This window comes from Actinokineospora auranticolor, from assembly GCF_002934265.1.
Classification (GTDB): Bacteria; Actinomycetota; Actinomycetes; order Mycobacteriales; family Pseudonocardiaceae; genus Actinokineospora; species Actinokineospora auranticolor.
The window spans coordinates 61,599-84,520 of record NZ_PTIX01000022.1 but is presented as its reverse complement, the minus strand read 5'-3'; the positions used below and the strand labels follow the sequence as shown (position 1 = coordinate 84,520).

General features: G+C 73.0%; 20 protein-coding genes. 10 read left to right on the top strand and 10 right to left on the bottom strand.

Annotation, left to right across the window (positions count from 1 at the left end; translation table 11 throughout):
* Nucleotides 1-78 precede the first annotated feature (78 nt).
* Together CLV40_RS29395 and CLV40_RS29390 are read right to left on the bottom strand one after the other, a co-directional pair.
* Complete coding sequence (locus tag CLV40_RS29395; RefSeq protein WP_104482262.1) at nucleotides 79-675, bottom strand: copper resistance CopC family protein; 597 nt, start codon at nucleotides 673-675, stop codon at nucleotides 79-81.
* Between the two features lie 229 nt (nucleotides 676-904).
* Nucleotides 905-2,185 carry a cytochrome P450 gene (locus tag CLV40_RS29390; RefSeq protein WP_104482261.1) on the bottom strand — a complete coding sequence of 427 codons (1,281 nt, stop codon included), beginning with the start codon at nucleotides 2,183-2,185 and terminating at the stop codon, nucleotides 905-907.
* A 316-nt stretch (nucleotides 2,186-2,501) separates the two neighbouring features.
* Here CLV40_RS29390 and CLV40_RS29385 point away from each other — a divergent pair, with 316 nt between their 5' ends.
* The 4 genes from CLV40_RS29385 (at nucleotide 2,502) to CLV40_RS29370 (ending at nucleotide 5,614) form a co-directional block, all read left to right on the top strand.
* On the top strand, nucleotides 2,502-3,848 hold the full coding sequence (locus CLV40_RS29385) for a fibronectin type III domain-containing protein (RefSeq protein WP_146108286.1): 1,347 nt from the start codon (nucleotides 2,502-2,504) through the stop codon (nucleotides 3,846-3,848).
* Between the two features lie 120 nt (nucleotides 3,849-3,968).
* Nucleotides 3,969-4,718 carry a thioesterase II family protein gene (locus tag CLV40_RS29380; RefSeq protein ID WP_104482259.1) on the top strand — a complete coding sequence of 250 codons (750 nt, stop codon included), beginning with the start codon at nucleotides 3,969-3,971 and terminating at the stop codon, nucleotides 4,716-4,718.
* Between the two features lie 94 nt (nucleotides 4,719-4,812).
* A complete protein-coding gene (locus CLV40_RS29375; RefSeq protein ID WP_104482258.1) occupies nucleotides 4,813-5,193 on the top strand; it encodes a hypothetical protein in 381 nt (126 codons plus the stop codon).
* Entirely contained in the window at nucleotides 5,186-5,614 is a 429-nt protein-coding gene (locus CLV40_RS29370; RefSeq protein ID WP_104482257.1) for a DcrB/PsbP domain-containing protein, read from the top strand. The genes CLV40_RS29375 and CLV40_RS29370 overlap by 8 nt, the downstream gene beginning before the upstream one ends.
* On the opposite strand, the gene dprE2 is transcribed toward CLV40_RS29370, so the two are convergent.
* A complete protein-coding gene (gene dprE2 / locus CLV40_RS29365) occupies nucleotides 5,603-6,340 on the bottom strand; it encodes a decaprenylphospho-beta-D-erythro-pentofuranosid-2-ulose 2-reductase (RefSeq protein WP_104482256.1) in 738 nt (245 codons plus the stop codon). The genes CLV40_RS29370 and dprE2 overlap by 12 nt on opposite strands.
* Nucleotides 6,341-6,724: 384 nt before the next feature.
* Between dprE2 and CLV40_RS29360 the strand changes: the two genes are divergently transcribed.
* From CLV40_RS29360 to ispH, 4 genes are all read left to right on the top strand, one after another.
* Entirely contained in the window at nucleotides 6,725-8,152 is a 1,428-nt protein-coding gene (locus CLV40_RS29360) for a family 2B encapsulin nanocompartment shell protein (RefSeq protein ID WP_104482255.1), read from the top strand.
* 37 nt (nucleotides 8,153-8,189) lie between these two features.
* Nucleotides 8,190-9,584: a family 2B encapsulin nanocompartment shell protein gene (locus tag CLV40_RS29355; protein ID WP_104482254.1), complete on the top strand. Its 1,395-nt coding sequence runs from the start codon at nucleotides 8,190-8,192 to the stop codon at nucleotides 9,582-9,584.
* Nucleotides 9,585-9,760: 176 nt separating this feature from the next.
* Nucleotides 9,761-10,798: a family 2 encapsulin nanocompartment cargo protein polyprenyl transferase gene (locus CLV40_RS29350; protein ID WP_245931638.1), complete on the top strand. Its 1,038-nt coding sequence runs from the start codon at nucleotides 9,761-9,763 to the stop codon at nucleotides 10,796-10,798.
* A gap of 31 nt (nucleotides 10,799-10,829) precedes the next feature.
* Nucleotides 10,830-12,041, top strand: coding sequence for a 4-hydroxy-3-methylbut-2-enyl diphosphate reductase (gene ispH / locus CLV40_RS29345; protein WP_104482253.1), 1,212 nt, complete (start codon nucleotides 10,830-10,832; stop codon nucleotides 12,039-12,041).
* Nucleotides 12,042-13,427: 1,386 nt separating this feature from the next.
* Here ispH and CLV40_RS29340 read toward each other — a convergent pair.
* Genes CLV40_RS29340 through CLV40_RS29310 form a run of 7 tightly spaced genes read right to left on the bottom strand, consistent with a single transcriptional unit; the run spans nucleotide 13,428 to nucleotide 20,818 of the window.
* On the bottom strand, nucleotides 13,428-13,886 hold the full coding sequence (locus CLV40_RS29340) for a carboxymuconolactone decarboxylase family protein (protein ID WP_104482252.1): 459 nt from the start codon (nucleotides 13,884-13,886) through the stop codon (nucleotides 13,428-13,430).
* A gap of 11 nt (nucleotides 13,887-13,897) precedes the next feature.
* Nucleotides 13,898-15,493, bottom strand: a complete 1,596-nt coding sequence (locus CLV40_RS29335; RefSeq protein ID WP_104482251.1) for a class I adenylate-forming enzyme family protein — start codon at nucleotides 15,491-15,493, stop codon at nucleotides 13,898-13,900.
* Complete coding sequence (locus tag CLV40_RS29330) at nucleotides 15,493-16,263, bottom strand: class I SAM-dependent methyltransferase (protein WP_104482250.1); 771 nt, start codon at nucleotides 16,261-16,263, stop codon at nucleotides 15,493-15,495. Before CLV40_RS29330 ends, CLV40_RS29335 begins: the two co-directional genes overlap by 1 nt.
* A complete protein-coding gene (locus tag CLV40_RS29325; RefSeq protein ID WP_104482249.1) occupies nucleotides 16,256-17,560 on the bottom strand; it encodes a protoporphyrinogen/coproporphyrinogen oxidase in 1,305 nt (434 codons plus the stop codon). The genes CLV40_RS29330 and CLV40_RS29325 overlap by 8 nt, the downstream gene beginning before the upstream one ends.
* Nucleotides 17,557-18,495 (bottom strand): UbiA family prenyltransferase, encoded by a 939-nt coding sequence (locus tag CLV40_RS29320; protein WP_104482248.1) that lies wholly within the window; start codon nucleotides 18,493-18,495, stop codon nucleotides 17,557-17,559. Before CLV40_RS29320 ends, CLV40_RS29325 begins: the two co-directional genes overlap by 4 nt.
* On the bottom strand, nucleotides 18,492-19,622 hold the full coding sequence (locus CLV40_RS29315; protein ID WP_104482247.1) for a DegT/DnrJ/EryC1/StrS family aminotransferase: 1,131 nt from the start codon (nucleotides 19,620-19,622) through the stop codon (nucleotides 18,492-18,494). Before CLV40_RS29315 ends, CLV40_RS29320 begins: the two co-directional genes overlap by 4 nt.
* A complete protein-coding gene (locus tag CLV40_RS29310; RefSeq protein ID WP_104482246.1) occupies nucleotides 19,619-20,818 on the bottom strand; it encodes a DegT/DnrJ/EryC1/StrS family aminotransferase in 1,200 nt (399 codons plus the stop codon). The genes CLV40_RS29315 and CLV40_RS29310 overlap by 4 nt, the downstream gene beginning before the upstream one ends.
* A 278-nt stretch (nucleotides 20,819-21,096) precedes the next feature.
* Here CLV40_RS29310 and CLV40_RS39925 point away from each other — a divergent pair, with 278 nt between their 5' ends.
* Complete coding sequence (locus CLV40_RS39925) at nucleotides 21,097-22,098, top strand: Gfo/Idh/MocA family oxidoreductase (RefSeq protein ID WP_104482245.1); 1,002 nt, start codon at nucleotides 21,097-21,099, stop codon at nucleotides 22,096-22,098.
* Nucleotides 22,095-22,922 carry a sugar phosphate isomerase/epimerase family protein gene (locus CLV40_RS29300; protein WP_104482244.1) on the top strand — a complete coding sequence of 276 codons (828 nt, stop codon included), beginning with the start codon at nucleotides 22,095-22,097 and terminating at the stop codon, nucleotides 22,920-22,922. The genes CLV40_RS39925 and CLV40_RS29300 overlap by 4 nt, the downstream gene beginning before the upstream one ends.

Sequence of the window (22,922 nt, the reverse complement as noted above, 5' to 3'; positions counted from 1 at the left end):
AAGCGCCAGCCGTTCATGGCCGGTTCAGCTCAACGTTTCTTTGCCGGTGCCCGAACGGGGCCGGGTCCCCGGGATCGGTCAGTCGGTGTTGTTCGACTTGCGCAGGCCGAAGAACACCAGCGCGATGACCACCGCGAAGGCGACGAGCCCCAGGACGAACCACACCCACTTGGGCATGCCGGTCTCCGCGGCCTGCGCGGCGGGCGCCGAGGACGGGGCGGGCGCGGTCGCCGCCTGCTCGGCCGCGGGCGCGGTCACCTCCGGGGCCGCGGGCGGGCTGGTCGGCTCCGGCGGGGCACCCGCGACGGACATGGTGAACTCGACCGCGCCGCCGACCGCGTGGCCGTCGTCCGAGGTGACCCGGTACTCGATCTTGTACGCGCCCGCCGGACCCACCGGCGTGACCGGGACCGTGACCACGCGACCCGCCGCGACCGGCTTCCCGACCGTCCAGCGGACCGCCTCCGGCCCGGTGACCGCGACGGAGTCGGCCTTGGGGTCGATGGTGACCGCCTCGGTGAAGGTGAGCTCCACGGTCGCGGGCAGCGCGGACACCGTGGCCCCCTTGGCGGGGTTGCTGGACTCCAGCTCGGTGTGCGCGGACGCGGGCAGGGCGGTGCCCACCAGGGTGGCGCCCGCGACGAGCAGGGCGGCTAGGACACGGCGCAGGGACATCAGGGGGACCTCTCTCGGCTTGTCCACCGGAACCGGGACGGGGACCGGTGCACACGGGGGACCGGAGCGTAGCCGACCGAATGTGAGACCGGCTTGTAGTCGGGCGCTGGTGTGGTGACACCGGGCCGGTGGGTGGGCGCGCACGGACCGGCTCGGTGTGACCTGTGCAGAGGGTCGGCCGCGGGGGCGGCGGAGTTCCCGGCCCCGCCCGATCGGGTCGGACGCGCGCTCAGCCGGTGGTGACCGGGATGGCCTCGACGCCGTAGACGATCGAGGTCTTGCGGAAGTCCAGCGCGGACTCCGCGGTCGCCAACCGCAGGTCCGGGAAGCGCCGGACCAGCGCCGGGTAGGCCGCGCGCAGCTCCATGCGGGCCAGTTCCGCGCCGATGCAGCGGTGCGCGCCGTAGCCGAAGGCCATGTGCTGGGTCGGCGCGCGGCGCGGGTCGAAGTCGGTGATGTCGTCGCCGAGCACCGGGTCGCGGTTGGCCGCGCTCAGCGAGCAGACGACCAGGTCGCCCTTGCTGATCCGGGTGTCGGCGACGTCGAGGTCGTGCCGGGCGAAGCGCGGGAACGCGACCTGCACGACGGTGAGGTAGCGCAGCAGCTCCTCGACGAACGGGCCGGTGGCCGCGTCGTCGTCGCGGACCAGGGTGCTGGTGTCGGGGTCGCGCAGCAGGATCAGCGCGCCGAGCGCGAGCATGCTGGCGGTGGTCTCGAACCCGCCGGTCAGGATGCCGTCGGCGAGCCCGGCCAGCTCCAGGTCGTCGACCTCGTCGCCGTGCTCGCGGATGATCATGCCGAGCAGCCCGTCGCCCGGCTCCGCGCGCTGGGCCTTGACCACGCCCTTGAGGTACTCCAGCGACTCGGAGATGGCGCCGAGCGGGGCGCCCGCGCCGCCGAAGAGGTCGAAGCGGGCCACCGCGAGGCGCTGGAAGTCCTCGCGGTCGGTGTAGGGGACGCCGAGCAGCTCGCAGATGGTCAGCGACGGGATCGGCAGCGCGAAGTGCTCGACCAGGTCGACCGGGCCGGGCTCGGCGGCCATCCGGTCCAGGCAGCCCGCGACGATGGCGTCGATGCGCGGGGCCAGCCGGGAGATCCGGCGCACGGTGAACTCGGGCGTCAGCAGCTTGCGCAGCCGGGTGTGGTCGGGCGGGTCGGCGAAGCCCAGCCCGCCGGGGGTGGTGTCCCGGCTGCCGACCAGCTCGCCGAGGTGGGTGTAGTCGTTGCTGAACGCCCCGGTGTCGGCGAGCACCTGCTTGCACTCCGCGTGACCGGTCACCAACCAGATGTTGACCTCGAACGGGATGGGCAGCCGGGTCACCGGCCGCTCCTCGCGGATCCGGTCGAGCTCGGCGGTGGGCACCAGGCCGTCGCGGCGCAGCGGGACCAGCGCCGCCTCCGGCAGCAGCGAGAGCACCCGGTTGCCGTACCGGCGCAGCAGGAAGCGGGCCAACGACGTGCGCGTCAACCACGACGCGACGTTCCCGCCGACCGTCCGAATGAGACCCATGGCGACCTCCCCCGAGACGCTTGTCGCGGCCGACCCTACCGAAGCCCCCTGGCCGCTCTCAGCGCCCTCTCAGCGCGCGGACCACCGGCATGACCGAACTCACACAGCCCTCACACCGTGCCCGCACGGGTCTTCACCCGCCGTGGTCGACAACGCACTCCGGTCCGGTTTGGAGGATGACCGGTCCGGTGCGGACCGGACCGGGCCACTGGCTCGATGGCGGAAATACCTGCCTGCATTCGGTTGACCACCGTTGTCGACCACCGCACCGCCGGGCAACCATGCGCACGACCAGTACCCGAGCGAAGGAAACACCATGCGAAGAAAGGGAGTGACCGCGGCGGGCATAGCCGTGCTCACCGCCACCACCGCGCTCGCCGTCCCCCTCCTCACCGCGGTCCCGGCGGTCGCGGAGCCGATGTCGGTCGCCACCACCAACGGCTGCCTGTCCCCGTACGTCGGGTCGGTGCGCCTGGACCTCACCGCCAACGTGGAGAACCCCACGTACCAGCGGCCCCTGCCCGAGGCCCGGCTGATCACCGGCACGGTCACCATCCCCAGCGCGGGCCTGACCGCGGTGGGGGCCGCGAGCGTCGAGGGCGACATCGACGTGGACACGATCGTCACCGGTCCGGCCTCGGGGCGTCCCACCCTCCGGCTGGAACTCCGGCGCACGCCGGTCACCCCCGGTCGGGACGTGGTGGCCACCGTGCGCGGGTACACCGACGACCACTACCCGACCGCGCAGGTGGGCACGACCACCGTCGCCGTCGACAGCATCGGGGTCTCCCTGCGCCCGCGACGCGCCGACGGCAGCCCCACCCGCCCCGGCGAGCTGACCTCCCGGTGCCTGCGCGGCGACCAGTCGCCGGTCACGTGGATGCGGATCCAGACGCTGCCGGTGGTCTCGGAGGTGCTGCCCGCGCCGACCGGGGTCCGAGTCACCTCGCTCACCCCGGACAGCGTCGGACTGGCGTGGAACCCGGCGGTGGGCTCGGGCATGCCGCCCAGCGAGTACGAGATACAGGTCGATGAGGCACCGGTGCAACGCGTGGACGCGGCCAACCTCAGCACCACCATCACCGGTCTGTCCCCGGACACGACCTACTACGTCCGCGTCCGCGGCATTCTCCGCGGCACCGGACAACGCAGCACCCCACTGCGGATCCACACACCGCCCACTCACGTCACCTACTACTACGACGTCACCGGGTCCGCACGGGTCCGCGGCTCCGAGATACCGCTCAACGGCGAGCAGCGCACCCTGCTTGACGTGACCGCCGGAACGCACCAGTCCACGGTCAACCTCTCGCCGGTGGAGGTACCGCTCGGCAACGGCGGCTCGGCGCGCGTCGAGTTCACCCCCGACGGCACCGCGACCGGCACCCTCACCGCGGGCGTGTTCACCCTGAGCACCCGGCAGCGGGTCACGATCCCCAGCGTGACCGTGCGCGGCCGGACCATCCCGACACCGGGCTGCGAGACGGCGGTGGAGGTACCGCTCACCTCCGGACCCGGGTTCACCCCGGCCACCGGCGGCACGCTGACCGGCGCGTTCACCGTCCCGCGCGCCAGCGGCTGCGGTCCCCACACCGCGGCGGTGAACGCGGCACTGGCCGGTAGCGGCAACCGCGCCGCGCTCACCCTCCGCCCCTGGGCCTGAACCGGCACTGGGGAAACCCCTAGGTGAGGCTGATCACGCCGTGCCGTGCGGGGCGAGGAAACCCCGCACGGCCGGCACCATCGGGGGTGATCACCGCGTCCCGATCGGGGAAGGACCGAGATGAGCACCGAGAGCGACCGCTGGCTGCGCCGCTTCCACCCGGCGCCGGGGGCACCGGCGCGGCTGCTGTGCCTGCCGCACGCGGGTGGCTCCGCCAGCTACTTCTTCCCGGTGTCCAAGGCCACGCACCCGCGCGTCGACGTGCTCGTGGCCCAGTACCCCGGCCGCCAGGACCGCAGGCAGGAGCCGCTGCTGGAGTCGGTCGCCGACCTCGCCGACGGGGTGGCCGCCGCGCTCGGCGCCTACCAGGACAAGCCGCTCACGCTGTTCGGCCACAGCATGGGCGCGTCGGTGGCGTTCGAGGTGGCGCTGCGGCTGCAGGCGCTGGGCACGCCGGTGCGCGGGGTCGTGGTGTCCGGCCGCCGCGCGCCGTCCGCGCTGCGCGACGAGTCGTCGCACCTGCTGCCCGACGACGAGCTGCTCGAGGACGTCAAGGCGCTGGGCGGCACCGAGGCCGCGCTGCTCGACGACCCGGACATCCGGCAGATGGTGTTCCCCGCCATCCGCGCCGACTACAAGGCCGCCGAGACCTACCGGCGCACGGACGGGCCGCGGATCGCCGCGCCGATCACGGCGCTGATCGGCGACAGCGACGCCAAGGTCACCGAGCCGGAGGCCCGCAGGTGGGCCGACCACACCGACGGTGACTTCGAGCTGGAGGTCTTCACCGGCGGGCACTTCTACATCACCGCGCACGCGGCCGCGGTCACCGCCCGGATCGAGAAGCAGATCGGGGCCACCCTCGACTGAGCGGGCCCGACCGGTCCGACCGGCCGGTGCGCGCGGGCGCGCGGCGGCGTGCGAGGCTCACCGGGCCAGCAGAGCCACACCGCCGGGGGGCGCCATGATCGACGCGTTGTCCACCACCCTCACCTGGGTATCCGTGGCGGCGGCGGTGTGGGCGCTGGTGCTGGTGGTCGCGCACCGGCCGCCGCTGCCCGGCCGCGCCGACGGCAACGCCTTCCTCGGGCTGCTGGGGGTCATCGAGGTGGCGCTGCTGGTGCAGGCGGTGCTGGGGTTCATCCGGCTGGTGACCGCCGACCACGAGGTGGACGGCCTGCAGTTCGGCGGCTACCTGCTCGGCGCGCTGCTGATCCTGCCGCTGGCGGTGTTCTGGTCCTTCGCCGAGCGGACCCGCTGGGGCACGGCCGTGCTGGTGGTCGGCGCGCTGGTCGTGCCGGTCATGATCGTGCGGCTCAACCAGATCTGGGACGCCCGTGCCTGAGACCGATCAGCGCACCGCGACCCGCTCCGGCCCCGGGCGGCTGCTGATCGCCGTGTACGCGATCTTCGCCTTGGCCGCGTGCGCGCGCTCCGGCGTGCAGATCGCGGCGCACTTCGGCCGCGCGCCGCTGGCGTACGCGCTCTCCGCCGTCGCCGCGGTGGTCTACGTCGTGGCGACGGTGTGCCTGGCCCGGGGCAGCCGCACCTCGCGCCGGGTCGCGGTGGTGTCGTGCGCGGTCGAACTGGTCGGCGTGCTCGCCGTGGGGACCGCGAGCGTGCTGGCGCCCTCGGCGTTCCCGGACGCGACGGTGTGGTCGGTGTTCGGCAAGGGCTACGGGTTCGTCCCGCTGGTGCTGCCGGTGCTCGGCCTGCTGTGGATCCGCCGCACCGCCATGTCCACTGTGGACCATTCAGCGGGGTAGGCGGCGCCAGAGCGCGCGGGGCAGCAGGCGCATCCCGAAGAACACCGGCCGCAGCACACCGGGCACCCACACCTCGCCGCGGCCCTTGCGCAGTGCGCGCACGGTCGCCTCGGCCACCTGCGCGGGGGTGCTGGAGAACGGCGCGGGGGACATGCCGGTCGTCATCCGGCCGACCACGAACCCGGGGCGCACCAGCAGCAGCCGCACACCGCTGCCCGCGAGCGCGTCGGACAGCCCGCTCGCGAAACCGTCCAGCCCGGCCTTGGCCGACCCGTAGACGTAGTTCGCCCGCCGCACGCGCACGCCTGCGACCGACGAGAACACGACGAGTTCACCGCTCCCCTGGCGCCGCAACAGGTTCGCCGCGTGGGTGAGCACGCTGACGTGGGCGACGTAGTCGGTGTGGACGATCGCCACCGCGTGGTCCACCTCGGCCTCGGCGCGCGACTGGTCGCCAAGGATGCCGAAGGCGACCACGATCGTGCCGATGGGCCCGTGCGCGCGGGCGATACCGGCCAGCGCCTCCTCGTGCGCACCGAGGTCGTCGGCGTCGAACTCGACCGGCACCACCTCGGTGGCACCCGCCGCCCGCAGCGCCGCCGCCTCCTCGACGAGTTCGCCCGACCGGCGCGCGGCCAGGACCACCACGCGACCGCTCGCCAGCCTGGCCGCGACCTCCGACCCGATCTCGCTGCGCCCGCCGAGCACGACCACCGATCCACTCATGCGGACCATTGTCGCCGCTCACGCAGCGCGCACGTCCGGTGCCCCTGTGTTAGCCATCCGGCCCGATGACCACATGATCGAGTGAAAGATCAGCGGGGCGATCACTGAACGTCTGCTTCGGCCGGGCCAATGCCGAGAACTCGCGCGCCTTTTACACCAAAACGTGCGACTTACGGGTGGCCAAGATCCCGGATAGCTTCGACGCCGTCGGCAACCGAAGGGACGCAGGCGGTCTCGACCGTACACGGACTCGACCAAAGGTGAACACGAGGCGCTTTCTCCGGTGGCGACTGGGTTCTCGGCCGCCTTCCCGGCCCGCCGTTGTCGCATTTTCCAGTCGCAACCCGATTCGAAGCACGCCAACAACCCGATAGGCGGTAGACCGTGACCGAGACCCTGCGCCCCGTCGACGGCGAGACCTCGCCCCAGCAGAGCCTCACGACCGCGGCGGCGCGGAACCTCGCCACCACCACCAAGTCCGTGCCGCAGATGCAGGAGATCACCTCCCGCTGGCTGCTGCGGGTCCTGCCGTGGACCCACGTCGGCGGTGGTACCTACCGGGTCAACCAGCGGCGCAGCTACGTCGTCGGCGACGGGCGCATCGCCATCGACTACGTGGTCGGCGACGGGCGGATCACGGTCAACCGCGGCGCGGCCCAGGCCCGGGTGGTCGCGGGCGACCTGCGCGAACTGTCCTTCCTGCGCGACTTCGACGACGACGAGGCGCTGAGCGCGCTGGCCGAGCTGTTCCAGCAGGAGACCTACGGCGCGGGCGACACCCTCGTGCAGTGGGGGCACGCCGAGGACCGGTTCCTGGTCATCGCGCACGGCCGCGTCGAGCAGCGCGCCGAGGGCCAGTACGGCGACGAGACCGTGGTCGGCGTGGTCACCGACGGCGAGTACTTCGACCAGTGGGGCCTGCTGGAGGAGCGCATCTGGGACTTCACCGCGCGCGCCACCACCGAGGTCACGGCGCTGTCGTTGCGCCGCACAGACTTCCAGAACCTGCTCGAGCGGATCCCGTCGCTGCGCGCGCACGTCGAGGCGTACGTGGCCAGCGGCGCGCACACCCGCGACGGCGAGGTGCCGATCAACCTGGCCGCGGGCCACACCGGTGAGGTGGAGCTGCCCGAGACCTTCGTCGACTACGAGGTCTCCCCCCGCGAGTACGAGCTCAGCGTCGCGCAGACCGTGCTGAAGGTGCACACCCGCGTCGCCGACCTCTACAACCAGCCGATGGACCAGGTCGAGCAGCAGCTGCGGCTGACCATCGAGGCGCTGCGCGAGCGCCAGGAGCACGAGCTGATCAACAACCGGGACTTCGGCCTGCTGCACAACGCCGACCCGCGCCAGCGCGTGCACGCCCGCCAGGGCGCGCCCACCCCGGACGACCTCGACGAGCTGCTCTCCAAGGTGTGGAAGGACCCGTCGGTCATCCTGGCCCACCCCAAGGCCATCGCCGCCTTCGGCCGCGAGTGCAGCAAGCGCGGCATCTACCCGGCCAACGTGGACATCGCGGGCCACCAGGTGCCGTCCTGGCGCGGCATCCCGGTGCTGCCGTGCAACAAGATCCCGATCTCCGACACCCGCACCACCTCGATGATCCTGATGCGCACCGGTGAGGCCAACCAGGGCGTGATCGGCCTGCACCAGACCGGCATCCCGGACGAGTACGAGCCGGGCCTGTCCGTGCGGTTCATGAACATCAACGACACCGCCGTGCTGTCCTACCTGGTCAGCGCCTACTACTCCGCCGCCGTGCTGGTCCCGGACGCGCTCGCCGTGCTCGACGACGTGCAGATCGGCCTGTAGCGCACCCCTCCACGACCACTGATTGGCGGTACCACGCGTGACCGAGCTTCTCGATTCGGACACCGAGCAGAGCCAGCAGAGCCTGGGCACCCGGGCCGCGCGGAACCTGGCCACCACGACCAAGTCCGTGCCGCAGATGCAGGAGATCAGCCCGCGCTGGCTGCTGCGCCTGCTGCCGTGGGTCGAGGCCCAGGGCGCGGTGTACCGGGTCAACCGCAGGCTCAGCTACACCCTCGGCGACGGCCGGGTCACCTTCACCAACACCGGCGCGGACATCGACATCGTGCCGACCGAGCTGCGCGAACTGGCCGTGCTGCGCGACCTCACCGACGACGCGGCGCTGTCCGCGCTGGCGGGCCGGTTCACCCAGCGCGAGTACGCGGCGGGCGACACCATCGTCGAGGAGGGCACCCCGGCCGACGCCGTGCACCTCATCGCGCACGGCAAGGTCACCACCCGCGCCCGCGGGCACTTCGGCGACGAGGCGACGCTGAACGTGCTGGCCGACGGGCAGTACTTCGGGGACCGGGCGCTCGTCGAGTCCGGCACCGCGTGGGAGTTCACCGCGCGCGCCGAGACGGCCTGCATCGTGATGTCGCTGTCGCGCTCGGAGTTCCTGTCGCTGCAGGAGCGGTCGGACGCGCTGCGGGCGCACGTCGAGGCGTTCCGGGCCAGCCCGGCGCAGCGGACGAACAAGCACGGCGAGGCGGAGATCGCGCTGGCGTCCGGCCACGACGGCGAAACGGAGCTGCCCGGCACGTTCGTCGACTACGACCTGGCCCCGCGCGAGTACGAGCTGAGCGTCGCGCAGACCCTGCTCAAGATCCACACCCGGGTCGCGGACCTGTACAACGACCCGATGGACCAGGTCGCCCAGCAGATGCGGCTCACCATCCAGGCGCTGCGGGAGCGCCAGGAGCACGAGCTGATCAACAACCGGGACTTCGGCTTCCTGCACAACGCGGACCTGCGCCAGCGCATCCACACCCGCACCGGCGCACCGACCCCGGACGACCTCGACGAGCTGCTGTCGCGGCGGCGCCGGTCGAACTTCTTCCTCGCGCACCCGAGGGCCATCGCCGCCTTCGGCCGCGAGTGCAACCGGCGCGGCCTCTACCCGCCCACCGTCGAGGTGCAGGGCAGGCAGCTGCAGTCCTGGCGCGGGGTGCCGATCCTGCCCTGCGACAAGATCCCGATCTCCGAGACCAACACCACGTCGATCCTGGTGCTGCGCACCGGCGAATCCGACCAGGGTGTGATCGGCCTGCACCAGACCGGGCTGCCGGACGAGTACGAGCCGGGCCTGTCCGTGCGGTTCACCGGGATCAACGACAAGGCGGTCATGTCGTACCTGGTCAGCACCTACTACAGCGCGGCCGTGCTGGTGCCCGACGCGCTCGGCGTGTTGGAAAGCGTCCAGATCGGGCTGTGAGGCCCCCGCTCGCCACCACCCCCGGCCCGCCTCCGGTGGTGGTGGCGAGCGCGTTCCGCGATTCCGCTCGAACGCGTTCCGCGTTCCACCCAGGCGCGTTCCACGCCCCGCTCGACCGGTTTCCACACCCGGCTCGAGCGCTCCACCCCCACGCTCCACTTCGGAAGGACCCTCTTGTGACGCCAACCGTCGCCCCAGCCCACCACTGCGCCCGCGAAGTGCTCGCGCGCAACCGCGACCGCTTCGACCCGGCCCTGCGCGCGGCGGTCGAGACCCTGCCCGACTCGATGCGCCACATCACGGGCTACCACTTCGGCTGGTGGGACGAGCACGGTGAGGCCACCACGGCCGACGCGGGCAAGGCCATCCGGCCCGCGCTGGTCGTCACCGCGGCCGAGGCGGTCGGCGGGGACGCGGAGCGGGCCCTCCCGGCGGCCGTCGCGGTGGAGCTCGTGCACAACTTCACGCTGCTGCACGACGACGTGATGGACCGCGACCGCACCCGCAGGCACCGGCCGACGGCGTGGAGCGTGTTCGGCCTCGGGCCCGCGATCCTGGCCGGGGACGCGCTGCTCACGCTGGCCTTCGACGTGCTGGCGAGCAGCGGTCACCCGTCGGCGCAGGAGGGCGCGCGCATCCTGTCGGCCGCGGTGCTGGCCGTGCAGGACGGGCAGGCCGCCGACTTGGCGTTCGAGAAGCGCGCCGACGTCGGGCTCGCCGAGTGCGTGCGGATGGCGGAGGGCAAGACCGGCGCGCTGCTGGGCTGCTCGACGGCGCTCGGCGCGCTGTTCGGCGGCGCGGCACCGACCCGGGTGACGCACCTGCGCACCTTCGGGGAGCACCTGGGCCTGGCGTTCCAGCTGGTCGACGACCTGCTGGGGATCTGGGGCGACCCGACCGCGACCGGCAAGCCGGTGTACGCCGACCTGGAGCGGCGGAAGAAGTCGCTGCCGGTGGTGGCGGCGCTGGCCGCGAACAGCAAGGCGTCGCAGGCACTGCACACCCTGTACCACCAGACCACCGCGCTCACGGCGGCGGACCTGATCCGGGCCGCCGACCTGATCGAGACCGCGGGCGGCCGCACCTGGGCCCGCACCCAGGCCACGACCCGCCTGGCGGACGCGCTCGACAGCCTGGAGGCGGCCAACCCCGCGTCCGGGCCCGCGATGGAACTGACCGCACTGGCCAACCTCATCATCCGCCGAGACCACTGAGTCTGGGCGGGCTCAAGCCCCAGAAGGACATATGTCCCCGCTGCATCCCGGCACCGGCCCCGTCGCACTCGTCGCCAGCGAACTGCACGGCCTGGCGCCCACCCCGGTCCCCTGTCCCGCCGCCGTGCTGCTCGACGGCGAACTCCGCCGCCACCAGGTGCCGACCGCGCTGGCCCCCCTCGACGTCCGCGACGCGACCGACAGCACCTGGGTCACCCTCGCCGACGGGACGACCGGTCTCGGGGTGGTGGCCCAGGACCGGCGGACGGCGCTGGTGGCCAGGGCCGCCATGAGTTCGCTGCTGGCGGCGAGCACCCCGCGCACCGTGCTGCTGGCGTCGCCGCGGTCGTTCTGCGCGGGGGTGGAGCGGGCCGTGCAGGTGGTGGAACGGGCGCTGGAGCGGTCTTCCGGGCCGGTCTACGTGCGCAAGCAGATCGTGCACAACGTGCACGTCGTGGCGGACCTGGAGTCCCGGGGCGCGGTGTTCGTGGACGAACTGGACGCGGTGCCGGAGGAGTCGACCGTGGTGTTCTCCGCCCACGGCGTTTCCCCCGCCGTGCGCGGTGCCGCGTCGTCGCGCCAACTCCAGGTCATCGACGCCACGTGCCCGCTGGTCACCAAGGTCCACGTCGAGGCCCGCCGCTTCGCCGCGCGGGGCGACACGGTGATCCTCATCGGACACGCGGGCCACGAAGAGGTCGAGGGGACCCTCGGCGAGGTCGACGAGATGCGGTTGGTGCAGTCGGTGGAGGACGTCGAGACCGTGGACGTCCCGGACCCCTCACGCGTCTCCTACCTGACCCAGACCACGCTTTCCGTGGACGAGACAACGGAAATCGTCACCGCCCTGCGCCGCCGCTTCCCCGCCCTCCGCAACCCGCCTTCGGACGACATCTGCTACGCCACAACGAACCGCCAGCAAGCCCTCCGCTCCGTGGCCGCCGCCGCGGACCTGGTTCTCGTCGTAGGCAGCACAAACTCCTCAAACTCCCTGCGGTTGGTGGAGTTGGCGGAGCGGCAGGGCACCCCGGCCCACCTGGTGGACGACGTCCGCGACATCAACCCGCGCTGGCTGGTCAACGCCACCACCATCGGCCTCACGGCGGGGGCGTCCGCCCCACCCCACCTGATCACCGCCATCATCGACGCCCTGGCAGGCCTGGGCCCCATCACCACCGAAGAACACGAGACGGCCCGGGAGACCATCCAGTTCACTCTCCCGTCCCCCCTCCGCCGAACCTGAGCGCTCCCTTTCCCGCTACTCACACCACGCCAAGAACCCTTACACCCCCAAGCCGAACCCGCCGCCCCAGCGCCCGCCTACCCACCCAGCAGCGAATTTCCTTGATCGCGAGTTATCCCCATCCGCCGCGACGATCCACAGGATTTCGCGGCCTCTTCCCCGGCGCCCTGGTGCCGATAGACTGGAGCAGGGTTGTCCCCCCAGAGGAGGGCGGGGGCTGTGCTTGGGGCCCTCGGGGTGGTCAAAACAAAAAGTGACCCAGCCCCAGCCAAGCCGCACACGCCCACCCCACCCAGGCCACCTCGCAACTGTCCCCGCCCCGCCAGGTCGAACCCGCTGCCCGCCGACGTGTGCCAGCCCGGTTCCACCCGCCCAAGCCGCACACGCCCTCCCCGCCCAGGCCATCTCGCAACCTCTTTGCCGCCCCGCCAGGCCGAACCCGCTACCGATCGACCCGTGCCAGCCCGGCCTCCACCCGCGCGAGCCGCACACGCCCTCTCCACCCAGGTCGCTTCGCCAGCCCGAACCCGCTACCCATCGACGTGTGCTGGCCCGGCCCCCACCCGCCCGAGCCGCACTCGCCCACCCAGGCCAGACCGCCTCGCAACCCGTCACCGCCCCGCCAGGCCGAACCCGCTGCCCGCCGACGTGTGCCAGCCCGACCCACCACCTGACTCTTCGCGCCCCCGCTGTCTGCTCGATGGGGTGGAACGTCTTTGTGTGGGGGGACGGACCTGCCAAGCTTCCCCTGCGGGTGGGTTGGCTTGCCCCTCCCACCGCTTTGCCCCACCGCAGGTTCGTAGGGGCCCCGCACAAAGACGTTTCACCCCATCGAGCAACGCTCGATGTCGCGTTCAGACCACGGGAGAACAGGTCCCCGCTGGGTAGATCGATACCCACCTCACCACCCAGGCCAGACCAGCGCCGGGCCGGGTTCATCAGTCCAGCCCCACGCGAAAAACAAGGGCGGCCTCGATTGAGTGAACTTGCTTTGCGCGGGGCCCCTACGAACCTGCGGCGGGGCAAAAGCGGTGGGGATGGCAAGCCACCCCACCCGCCGGGAAGCTTGGCAGGTCCGTCCCCCCACACAAAGCAAGTCCACCCAATCAAGGCGAATGGTGGGGCGCGTTGCGCTCGGTGGGGGGGGTGGGGATCCTGCGGCGGTTGCGGGGGTGGCTAGGGAGAAATGTGTGGGGTGGAGGCTTGGATCCTGCGGTGGTGGTGGGAGGTGGCTAGGAGGGAGAAGAGTGTTGGGTGGGGTGGGATCCAGCGGCGTTCGTGGGGGTGGCTGGGGAGAAAAGCGTTAGGCAGGAACGGGACCCAGCGGCGGTGGTGTGGATGGCTGGGGCGAGAAAAGGGAAGCGGTGGGTGGAGTGTGGTGGTGGGCTAGCTGACCGGGGGTGGGGCGTTGCGGCTGGTGACCGACAGGCGGTTGAAGGCGTTGATCACGGTGATCACCCAGACCAGGTGCGGGAGCTGTTCCGCGCCGAAGTGGTGCAGCGCCTCGTCGTAGACCTCGTCCGGGACGTGGTCTACCGAGAGTTCCGTGATGGACTCCGCCAGTTCCAGTGCCGCGCTCTCCTTCTCGTCGAAGAAGCCGCTTTCGCGCCAGACCGCCAGGGCGTGTACGCGGCGGACCGGTTCACCTAGTTTGGCCAGGGCCGTGGTGTGCATGTCCACGCAGAAGGCGCAGCCGTTGAGTTGGGAGGCGCGGGTTCGGACCAGTTCCAGCAGCCGCTGGTCCAGGCCCGCGGCGACGGCTTCCTGGTCGGTCGCGGTGTGGAGTTCGATCAACCTCCGGTACAGGTCCGGGGTGGCGGGTCCGACGGCGATGCGGTCGGTCACGGTGTGGCTCCTTAGGTCCAGCGTCCGGTTCCGAAGGTATCCTGCCCGGTTCTGATGACCGCGCGTAGCTCCATCCGGCGGACCTTCCCCGTGCCGGTGCGCGGGATCTGGTCCCACTGGAGGACCAACGGGTCGGCCATCGCGGGCAAGTCGCCGAGCGCCTTGCGCCAGGACGTGGGGTCGAGGCGGCCGTTCTCGGTCACCACGACGGGAAGCGGCAGCCGACCCGGGGTGCCCAGCACGACGCACTCCACGAGCCCGGGCACCCGGTCCTCCAGCACGTCCTCCAGTTCGACGCAGCTCTCCCCCGGTAGGAAGTCGACCTCGCGGTCCAGCATCAGGTACGAGCCGAACCTGGTCCGCACCCCGATGTCCCCGGTGTTCCACCACTCCCCGTCGGCCTTCGCTTCCCAACGGGCGCGCTCCCCCACGTAATCCACGCCCCGGGTCCCCGTCCGGACCAGGACGAGACCCGGGGTGCCGCGCGGGACCGGCTTGAACGTCCGGGGGTCGACGATCCGCAACCGCACGCGGCCGGGTACCGGGCGGCCGAGGTTGCGGGTGGTCGGGTGCCGCGCCGCCGTGGCGCGCAGCGACCGCCGGGTCATGAACCGGAACGTCAGCGGACCCGTCTCCGTCTGCCCCCACACCTGCACCCACAGCGGCCGCCGCCGCGTCGCCCCCAGGAACGCGCGCAGGGTCGGCGGGTGCATCGCGTCGAAGGTGCTGACGAACAACCGGACCCCGGCGAACGGGTTGCCGTCCCCCGCCGCGAGGGGCCGCCACCGGACGAAGGTCGACGGCAGCGCCTCCAGCGTCGTCGGCGGGAACGCGCGCAGCACGGGCTCCGCGCGGGCCGGGTCGTCGGCGTCGATGATCACGACTTCCTTCGGTGCCAACCACAGCACCGACGCCGTCCACGGGATCGCCCGCCCGTGCGCGAAGGCGATGGCCGAGCAGACCGTGTCCTTCCTGCGGCACGACACCACCGGCAGCCGCGTCGACTCCGCGCCCGCCAGGCCGAGCACCAGGCTCCGGTTGGTGTGCACGACCAGCTTCGGCACCCCGGTGGTCCCCGAGGTGTGGTGGATGACGAGCGGCTCGTCGTCGTCGCGGAACACCGGCGGTGGCGGCTCGTGCCCGCGCAACCGGTCCAGGGGCAGCGTGTCCGGGTAGCGGCCCTCCAGCGTCACCGCCCGCCGCGCCACGCCGAGCAGCGCCACCCCGTGCTCGGCGGCCCGCTCCAGCACCGCCCGCGTGGTCACCAGCAGCGCGGGCGAGAGCCGGGACAGCAGTACCCGCAACGTCTCCGGCGCGAGCTGGTCCGACAGCAGCGCGGGCACCGCGCCGACGCGCGCCGCCGCGCAGGCCAGCAGCACGTAGTCCCAGTGGTTCGCCTTGACGACCGCGACCCGGTCCCCCGGCCGCACCCCGGCCGCCGCCAGCCAGCCCGCGATGTTGCGCACCAGCGACGCCAGCGCGGGCACGTCGTACTCGGTGCCGAAGTCCGGTGCCACGTCGAGCGGGCGGGACAGGCGCACGACCGTCCCGGTCCGGCGTTCGACGAGGTCGTCGAAGAGCGTGCCCAGGTCGCCTGGCTTGCCCATCAAGCGACCTTCCGCCCGGTGACGGTGACCATCACCTGCGACAGCCAGCGGTGCCCCGGGGTCGCCAGGTCGGCGACGGCCGCGTCGATCTCGGCGGCGTCGACCCGACCGCGGGCGATCATGGCGGGCCGCAGGTGCTCGAGCCACAGCGCGAACCAGCGGGCGTTCAGGCCGCCGCCCTCGACGACCTCGGCTCGGCCCTCGGCGCGCACGTCGACCAGGCCGACCGCGGTCATCAGGTCGATGTCGAGCAGGCCGCAGCGCGGGTGGTAGCCGGCGTAGGTCATCTCCGCGTACGCGGCGCGCTTGACCCGCTCGTGCATGATGCCGTCCGCGGTGTCGAACAGCGGCGTGGAGTCGGTGTCCTCCAGCACGAGGTGCCCGCCGGGGCGCAGCGCGGCGGCCATCCAGCGCACGGCGGACGCGCGGTCGGCCACGTGCTGCACCACCAGCCGGGCGTGCACCAGGTCGTAGTCGCGGCCGATGTCGTCGGTGGTGACGTCCGCCTGCCGGACCCGCACGCCGTGCAGGCCGGTGAGCCGCGAGGTGTCGATGTCCACCGCGGTGACCTCGGCGCCGCGGCCCGCCATCCACGCGGCGATGGACCCGCGGCCCGCACCCACCTCAAGGCAGCGCGTGCCGGGCCCGACGCCGACCTCCGCGAGTCGCGCCTGGGTGCCCGGGTCCCACAGCCGCTCGCCGAGGGCCAGGCGTTCCTCTTCGCGCTCGAAGTCGGTGGCGAACACGTAGTGGGGAGCGGTCTCAGCCACGGGCCACCGCCGGGACGCCCGCGTCGGCCAGCCGCTCGGCGACCACTTCCGCCGACCGCACGGCCGATTCGCTGCACGGCCGCAGCGCGTACCAGTCGCCCGCGTACTCCACGGCCGCCGGTGGTCGGTCGACGAAGTCCTTGCGCACGGCCAAAGCTTCCGCCGTCGGCATCGGCAGCCCGTGCCGGTGCCGGGCCACGACGGTGCCGCGCAGCGCGTGCGCGAGCCCCGGCAGGTACGGCTCGGCCTGGGCGACGAGGGTGCGGGCGATCTCGTCGTCGGACTCGCCCACCAGGTCGGTGACGACCTCCTGCCCCGCGACCAGGGTCGCCATGCCGCGCCCGTCCGGCACCCGGGACGGGTGCTTGCGCTCGTCGAGCACCACACCGGCCAGGATCGGGTTCTCCACGGCCGGGATGGCCAGCCCGAACGCCGCGCCGATGGCGTCGAGCGGGCGGTCGAGCAGGCAGCAGACCTTGATCATCGACCGGAACTCGACCCGGCGGACGTACTCCGGCGCGTCGGCGTGCAGCTCGGCGGCGACCGGCGCGGGCACCGCGAGGACGACCGTGCGCGCGGTCAGCGGTGTGCTGTCCGCGACCAGCCGGGCGCCGGAGCCGGTGGTGACGACCTCGCGGACGGTGACCCCGGTGCTCACGTCGGTGTGCTCGGCGAGTGCGCGGGCCACGGTGTCCATGCCGTCGCGGTACGTGCGGAAGGTCTTGGTGGCGCCGACGGCGAGCATGTGCGCGAGCAGCGGACCGGCCGCGGCTCGGGTGGTGTCCCAGCCGTAGAAGCCGCCGCTGAGCGGCTGGAACAGGTAGTCGTGCAGGTCGCCCCCGATGACGTCGGCGACCGCGCGGTCGCCCAGCGGGGTGGCCTCCGGGTGGTCGGTGGAGTAGTCGCGCCTGCCCGCGTTGGCCAGCAGCCGGACCAGGCGCCAGCGGGCGGACGGGCGCAGCCCGGCGCCGGTGAGGAACCCGCGCGGGTCGCCGACGTGCGGGTGCGCGCGGCCGTCGCGCCACATGGCCAGCGGCGCATCGATCAGCGGGACGTCCGCGCGGGCGATGCCGAGTTCCTCGACGAGCCGCCAGGTGGCCGGGTAGCCGGTGGTGCCGATCATCTCCGCGCCGGTGTCGGCCACGTACCCGTCCTGGCGGACGCTGGCCATCCGGCCGCCGACGTGGTCGGCCGCCTCGAACACGTGCACGTTGCGCCCCTGCGCGCGCAACCGCTTGGCCACGGCGAGGCCGGCGATCCCGGCTCCCACCACGGCCACGTCAAGATCAGCACTCACGAGCCCGCTCCCAGGACGAGGACGAGGTCCACCGCGAACAGGCTCGCGGTGGTGACGCGGTGGGCGCGCAGCCCGAGCAGCCGGGCGGCGAGCGCGTCGCCGAGGCCGACGCCCCGGCGCAGCTGCGCGACCCGCACGCCCATGGCGGGCAGCATGGCCAGGGCGAACCACCACGGCGCGGGGCCCAGACCGGCCGCGGTGACGATGAGCGCGATCTCGGCGACGGTGAGGCAGGCGATGAACGCCCGGTTCTGCCCCTCGGTGAGCAGGACCGCGGCCGTCGGCCTGCCGACCGCGGCGTCGCCCTCGGCGTCGCGGGTGTTGGAGTAGACCCCGAACAGCAGCGGCCCGAGTCCGAAGAGGACGGATTGGACGGCGGCGAACCCGCCGACCGACCCGGTGCACAGGCCGAGCCCGACGAGCACCAGGCCGGTGCCGAAGCCCGCGAGGAACACCTCCTGCCAGCCCCGGTAGCTGATCTTGAGGCCCCAGGAGTACTGCACCGAGGAGCACAGGCACAGCGCGCCGAGCAGAACTGTCCACAGTGGAGCGTACGGGGCCACCAGCGCGGCCAGCGCCCACAGCAGCGCGCCCGCGCCGCAGGCGGCCCAGCCGAAGCGCACCGCCTCGGCCTCGGTCAGCTCGCCGGTCAGCAGCGGCTTGCGGGCCAACCGGCGGGCGGAGGCGTTCGGGCCGTAGTTGGCCGCGTCGCTGCCGTCGCGGAAGCCGGTGACGTCGTCGAAGGCGACCGAGCCCGCGACCACGCACACCGTGCCGATGCCGAAGACCAGCAGCACGCCGAACGCGGCCGGGGTGAACCCGGCCAGCGCCCAGGCCAGCGGCAGGGCCAGGTAGTAGTCCCAGACGTCGAGCTTGGCCAGCCGGGCGTACGCGCCGAGCCGGGCGGGCACGACCGGTGACAGCGGCGTGGTCATCGCGGTCCCCCGGAGAAGTCGCAGACGGCGTCGGCGATGTGCTCCACCTCGGCGTCGGTCAGGTGCGGGTAGCAGGGCAGGGCCAGGGTGCGCGCGCAGGCCAGTTCCGCGTGCGGCCAGAACTGGCCGGGCCGGGCGAAGCGGGCGAACGCGGGCTGGGCGGGCAGCGGCGACGGGTAGTAGACGTGGCTGCCCACGCCCCGGTCCGCGAGGTGGTGGCGCAGCGCGTCGCGGTGGTCGACCAGCAGCGAGTAGACGTAGAAGCAGCGGCCGTTCCGACCGGCGGGCGGCGCTTGGACGCCGTAGTCCACCAGCGGGGCGAACCGCGCGGTGTAGTAGTCGGCGATCTCCGCGCGCCGCCGCAGCCTGCCCGCGAGCCCGGGCAGCCGGTGCAGCTGGAAGTCGGCCATGACCTCGTCGAAGCGGCTGTTGTAGCCGACCACGTGGTGCAGGAACCGGGTTCGGCCGTCCTGGCCGTGGTTGCGCAGCAGGCGCACGCGGTGCGCGAGTTCCTCGTCGTCGGTGACCACGGCGCCGCCCTCGCCGATCGTGCCGAAGGTCTTGACCTGCACGAAGGAGTACACCCCCGCCTCGCCCCAGCGCCCGGCCGGGACGCCGTCGAGCACCCCGCCCTGGGCCACCGCCGAGTCCTCGACCAGCCGCACGCCGTGGTGCTCGGCCAGTTCGCGCAGCGTGGGCATGTCCGCCATGACGGAGAACATGTGCGCGGGCATGATCGCCGCGGTGCGGCCGGTGACCGCGGACTCCACCTCGTACGGCTCGACCACCATGGTCCACGGGTGCACGTCGGCGAAGACCGGGGTGGCGCCGACGGAGACCACCGAGGAGGCCAGCGGCGCGCAGCCGAAGGCGGGCACCACGACCTCGTCGCCCGGTCCGATGTCCATGGCCCGCAGCACGAGCGTCAGCGCGGTGGTGCCGCTGCCGCAGGCGATCACGTCCGCGGCCCCGGTCTCCGCGCGCAGCGCCCGCTCCAGGGCCGCGGTGCGCTCGCCGAGGATGAACTTCTGCTCGGTCGCGGTGGCGATCCGCTGCACGGCTTCGAGCAGCACCGCGCGGTCGTCGTCGAACAGGTCCGGCGGGAAGAACGGCAGCGCGTGGGTCACGACCCGCCACCGCCGAAGAAGGCGCGGATGAGCGCGCACACCCGGTCGACCTGGAAGTCGGTGAGGTCCGGGTAGAGCGGCAGCGCGAGGGTGCGCGCGCACGCGGCCTCGGCGACCGGGAAGTCGCCGCGCCGGTGGCCCAGCTCGGCGAAGCACGGCTGCAGGTGCAGCGGGACCGGGTAGTACGTCTCGGTGCCGACGCCGTGCGCGGCGAGGTACGCGGCGAGGGTGTCGCGGTGGTCGACCTCGACGAGGTAGACGTAGAACACCGGGGTGGTGTCGACGTCGCGCTCGACCACCGTGGGCAGCCGCCGCACCCCGGGGCAGCCGCGCAGCCGCTCGGTGTAGGCGGCGGCCAGTTCGCCGCGGCGGGCGATGTCCGCGTCGAGGCGCTCCAGCTTGGCCAGCAGCACCGCGGCCTGGATGTCGTCCATCTTGGAGTTGAACCCCGGCACCGCGGTCTCGGTGTTGATCCCGGGGAAGTGGTCCAGGGTGTGCCCGTAGCGGCCGTGGTGGCGCAGCGCGGCGACGGAGTCGGCGACGGTCGCGTCGTCGGTGATGACCGCGCCCGCGTCGCCGATCGCGCCGAGGGTCTTGGTGGGGAAGAACGACAGCACCCCGCCCGCGCCGCGCAGGCCCGCGTGCGCACCGTCCCAGCGCATGCCGATCGCCTCGGCGCTGTCCTCGACCACGGTGAGCGCGTGCCGCTGGGCGAACCGCTCGACGGCGGTGAGGTCGGCGAGCTGGCAGAACAGGTGCACCGGCATGACCATCCGGGTGCGCTTGCCGACCTCCACCGCGGCCAGGTCGAGCGTGTAGGTGTCCGGATCGATGTCGGCGAAGGCCGGTCGTCCGCCCGCGAGCACCACCGCGGAGGCGGAGGCGATGAAGCTGAACGCGGGCACCACCACCTCGTCGCCGGGTTCGAGACCGGCCGCGCGCATCAGCAGCACCAGCGCGTCGGTGCCGGAGTTGACCCCGATGGCGAACCGGGCGCCGGTGTAGCGGGCCAGCGCCTGCTCGAACCGGCCGACCAGCGGGCCGTGGGAGTACTTGCCGCGGTCGACGACGGTCTCGATGTTGGCCGCGATGCTCGGCCAGAGCGCGGTGAAGGCCGCGGCCTGGGTGAAGAACGGCACCGCCGGTCCAGGTGGGGCCGCGGCGTCCGGGTCCGCGAGTGCCGCGGCGTGCTCCATGTCGGTCCTTAGAACTCAGTGGTCCGGATAGCGCTGGTCGGGTCGCCCCTGCGGCGGTCGGGCTCCCGGCGCGGGCGCGGTCCAAACTAGGCGGTCGCCATCCGTTGCGCGGCAACGCAAACGAAAGATCACACGGTCGGGTGGCCGTCGGGGGTCCGCGTTGACACCCGGCACGGCGCACACCAGGGTTGGCCCGTCCCGCCCCCCGAACGCACCAGTCGCGGCACCCGAACAGCCGCACACCCCGATTCCAGCCGATTCCAGGAGGCACGCACCCCATGCTGGGCACGCTCGTCGTGGGCCTGGGCCGCGCGGGCTCCGGGCTGCACCTGCCGGTGCTGCGCGGGCTCGGGCACGGCGGCGGACGCTCGCTGGGCAGGCCGCCGATCACCGTGCACGACCCGCGCCACCGCCCGGCGGAGGCGCCCGACCTCGCGGTGGCGCACTCGCTGGCGCACGCGGCGGCGATCACCGACCCGGAGCGGACCGTGGTGCACCTGTGCACCGGCCCGTCCGCGCGGCTGCGCCCGCTGACCGAGCTGGTCGACCTGGGGTTCCGCCGGTTCCTGGTGGAGAAGCCGCTGGCCGCCGACGAGGTCGAGCTGCGCGAGGTGCTGCGGCTGCGCGAGCGCGCCGGGCTGGACGTGGTGCCGGTGGCGCAGTGGCGGTGCAGCGAGCTGACCAACCGGGTGCTCGCCGTGCTGCGCGGCGGCAGGCTGGGCGCGCTGAAGTCCGTGGAGTTCAGCCAGCGCAAGCCGCGCTTCGCCCGCACGCTCGCCGGTGACGACCACCCGAGCGCCTTCGACGTCGAGATGCCGCACTCGCTGGCCGTCGCGCTGCACGTGGCGGGCGCGGCCGAGGTGGTCGGCGCGGGATGCGCGGACATGCTGCTCGGCGACGCGGTCTTCCCGTCGATGGGCCGGGCGTGGGTGCGGCTGCGGCACGCGGACGGGGTGTTCACCGACATCCGCACCGACCTCACCGCGCCGGTCCGCGAGCGCCGGATCACCGTGGAGCTGGAGGGCGGCACGCTGATCGGGCACTACCCGATCAGCGGGGCGGACGAGTACGCGCAGCTGTCCGTGCGCACCCGCGGCGGCAAGGTCGACTCGGTGTTCCGCGACGACTCGCTCTCCGCGTTCGTCTCCCGCGCGTACCGGCACTTCACCGGCGAGGAGCCCTTCACGGACGAACCCGCGATCGGCGCCGCGGTGGTGTCGGTCATCGCGGAGGCCAAGCGGCAGGCCGGGTTGCGCGCGCCGGTGGAGGTCGGCCGGTGAGGGTGCTCGCGGGCATCGGCGACGAGGCCGGTCCCGGGTTGGCCGAGCAGGTCGCGGCGGTCACCGGGCTGGGCTGGTCGGCGATCGAGCTGCGCACGGTGGCGGGCACGGCCGTGGCGGACCTGCCGGACCCGCTGTTCGACGAGGTCGCGGGCACGCTGGCGGAGCTGGGGCTGCGCACGGTGTGCGTGGACTCGCGGATCGGCGACTGGTCCACGGTGATCACCGGCGACTTCGGCCGCGACCTGGAGGAGCTGCGGGTGCTGGCGCGCCGCTGCCCGCGGCTGGGCACCCGGTACGTGCGGGTGATGTCGTACCCCAACGACGGCCTGCACGACGACGAGTGGGAGCACCGGGCGCTGCGCCGGATGCGGGAGCTGGCGCTGCGCGCCGAGCAGGCGGACCTGGTGCTGCTGCACGAGAACTGCGCGGGCTGGGCGGGCAGCGACCCGGCGCGGGCGCTGCGCATGCTGGAGGAGGCGGACAGCCCGGCGCTGCGGTTGCTGTTCGACACCGGCAACGGCTTGGCGTACGGCTACTCCGCGACGGAGCAGCTGGCCGAGGTGGTGGAGCACGTGGCGCACGTGCACGTCAAGGACGGCGTGCCGACCCCCATGGGTCCACAGTGGACAATTCCAGGCGAGGGCGACGCGGACGTGCGCGGCTGCCTCGACCTCTTGGCCGCGCACGGCTACCAGGGCGCGCTGTCCATCGAACCGCACCTGAGCCTGCGCCCGCACGAGTCGGGCGGGCGGGGTTCGGTCGAGGGGTTCACCGCGGCCGGGCGCGCGTTGGAAGCCCTGCTCGCCACGGCGGACCGGTGA

Coding starts and splice junctions, on each gene's coding strand:
- CLV40_RS29395 (WP_104482262.1), bottom strand. CDS start 675: ATGTCCCTGCGCCGTGTCCTAGCCGCCCTGCTCGTCGCGGGCGCCACC.
- CLV40_RS29390 (WP_104482261.1), bottom strand. CDS start 2,185: ATGGGTCTCATTCGGACGGTCGGCGGGAACGTCGCGTCGTGGTTGACG.
- CLV40_RS29385 (WP_146108286.1), top strand. CDS start 2,502: ATGCGAAGAAAGGGAGTGACCGCGGCGGGCATAGCCGTGCTCACCGCC.
- CLV40_RS29380 (WP_104482259.1), top strand. CDS start 3,969: ATGAGCACCGAGAGCGACCGCTGGCTGCGCCGCTTCCACCCGGCGCCG.
- CLV40_RS29375 (WP_104482258.1), top strand. CDS start 4,813: ATGATCGACGCGTTGTCCACCACCCTCACCTGGGTATCCGTGGCGGCG.
- dprE2 (WP_104482256.1), bottom strand. CDS start 6,340: ATGAGTGGATCGGTGGTCGTGCTCGGCGGGCGCAGCGAGATCGGGTCG.
- ispH (WP_104482253.1), top strand. CDS start 10,830: ATGTCCCCGCTGCATCCCGGCACCGGCCCCGTCGCACTCGTCGCCAGC.
- CLV40_RS29335 (WP_104482251.1), bottom strand. CDS start 15,493: ATGGGCAAGCCAGGCGACCTGGGCACGCTCTTCGACGACCTCGTCGAA.
- CLV40_RS29320 (WP_104482248.1), bottom strand. CDS start 18,495: ATGACCACGCCGCTGTCACCGGTCGTGCCCGCCCGGCTCGGCGCGTAC.
- CLV40_RS29310 (WP_104482246.1), bottom strand. CDS start 20,818: ATGGAGCACGCCGCGGCACTCGCGGACCCGGACGCCGCGGCCCCACCT.
- CLV40_RS39925 (WP_104482245.1), top strand. CDS start 21,097: ATGCTGGGCACGCTCGTCGTGGGCCTGGGCCGCGCGGGCTCCGGGCTG.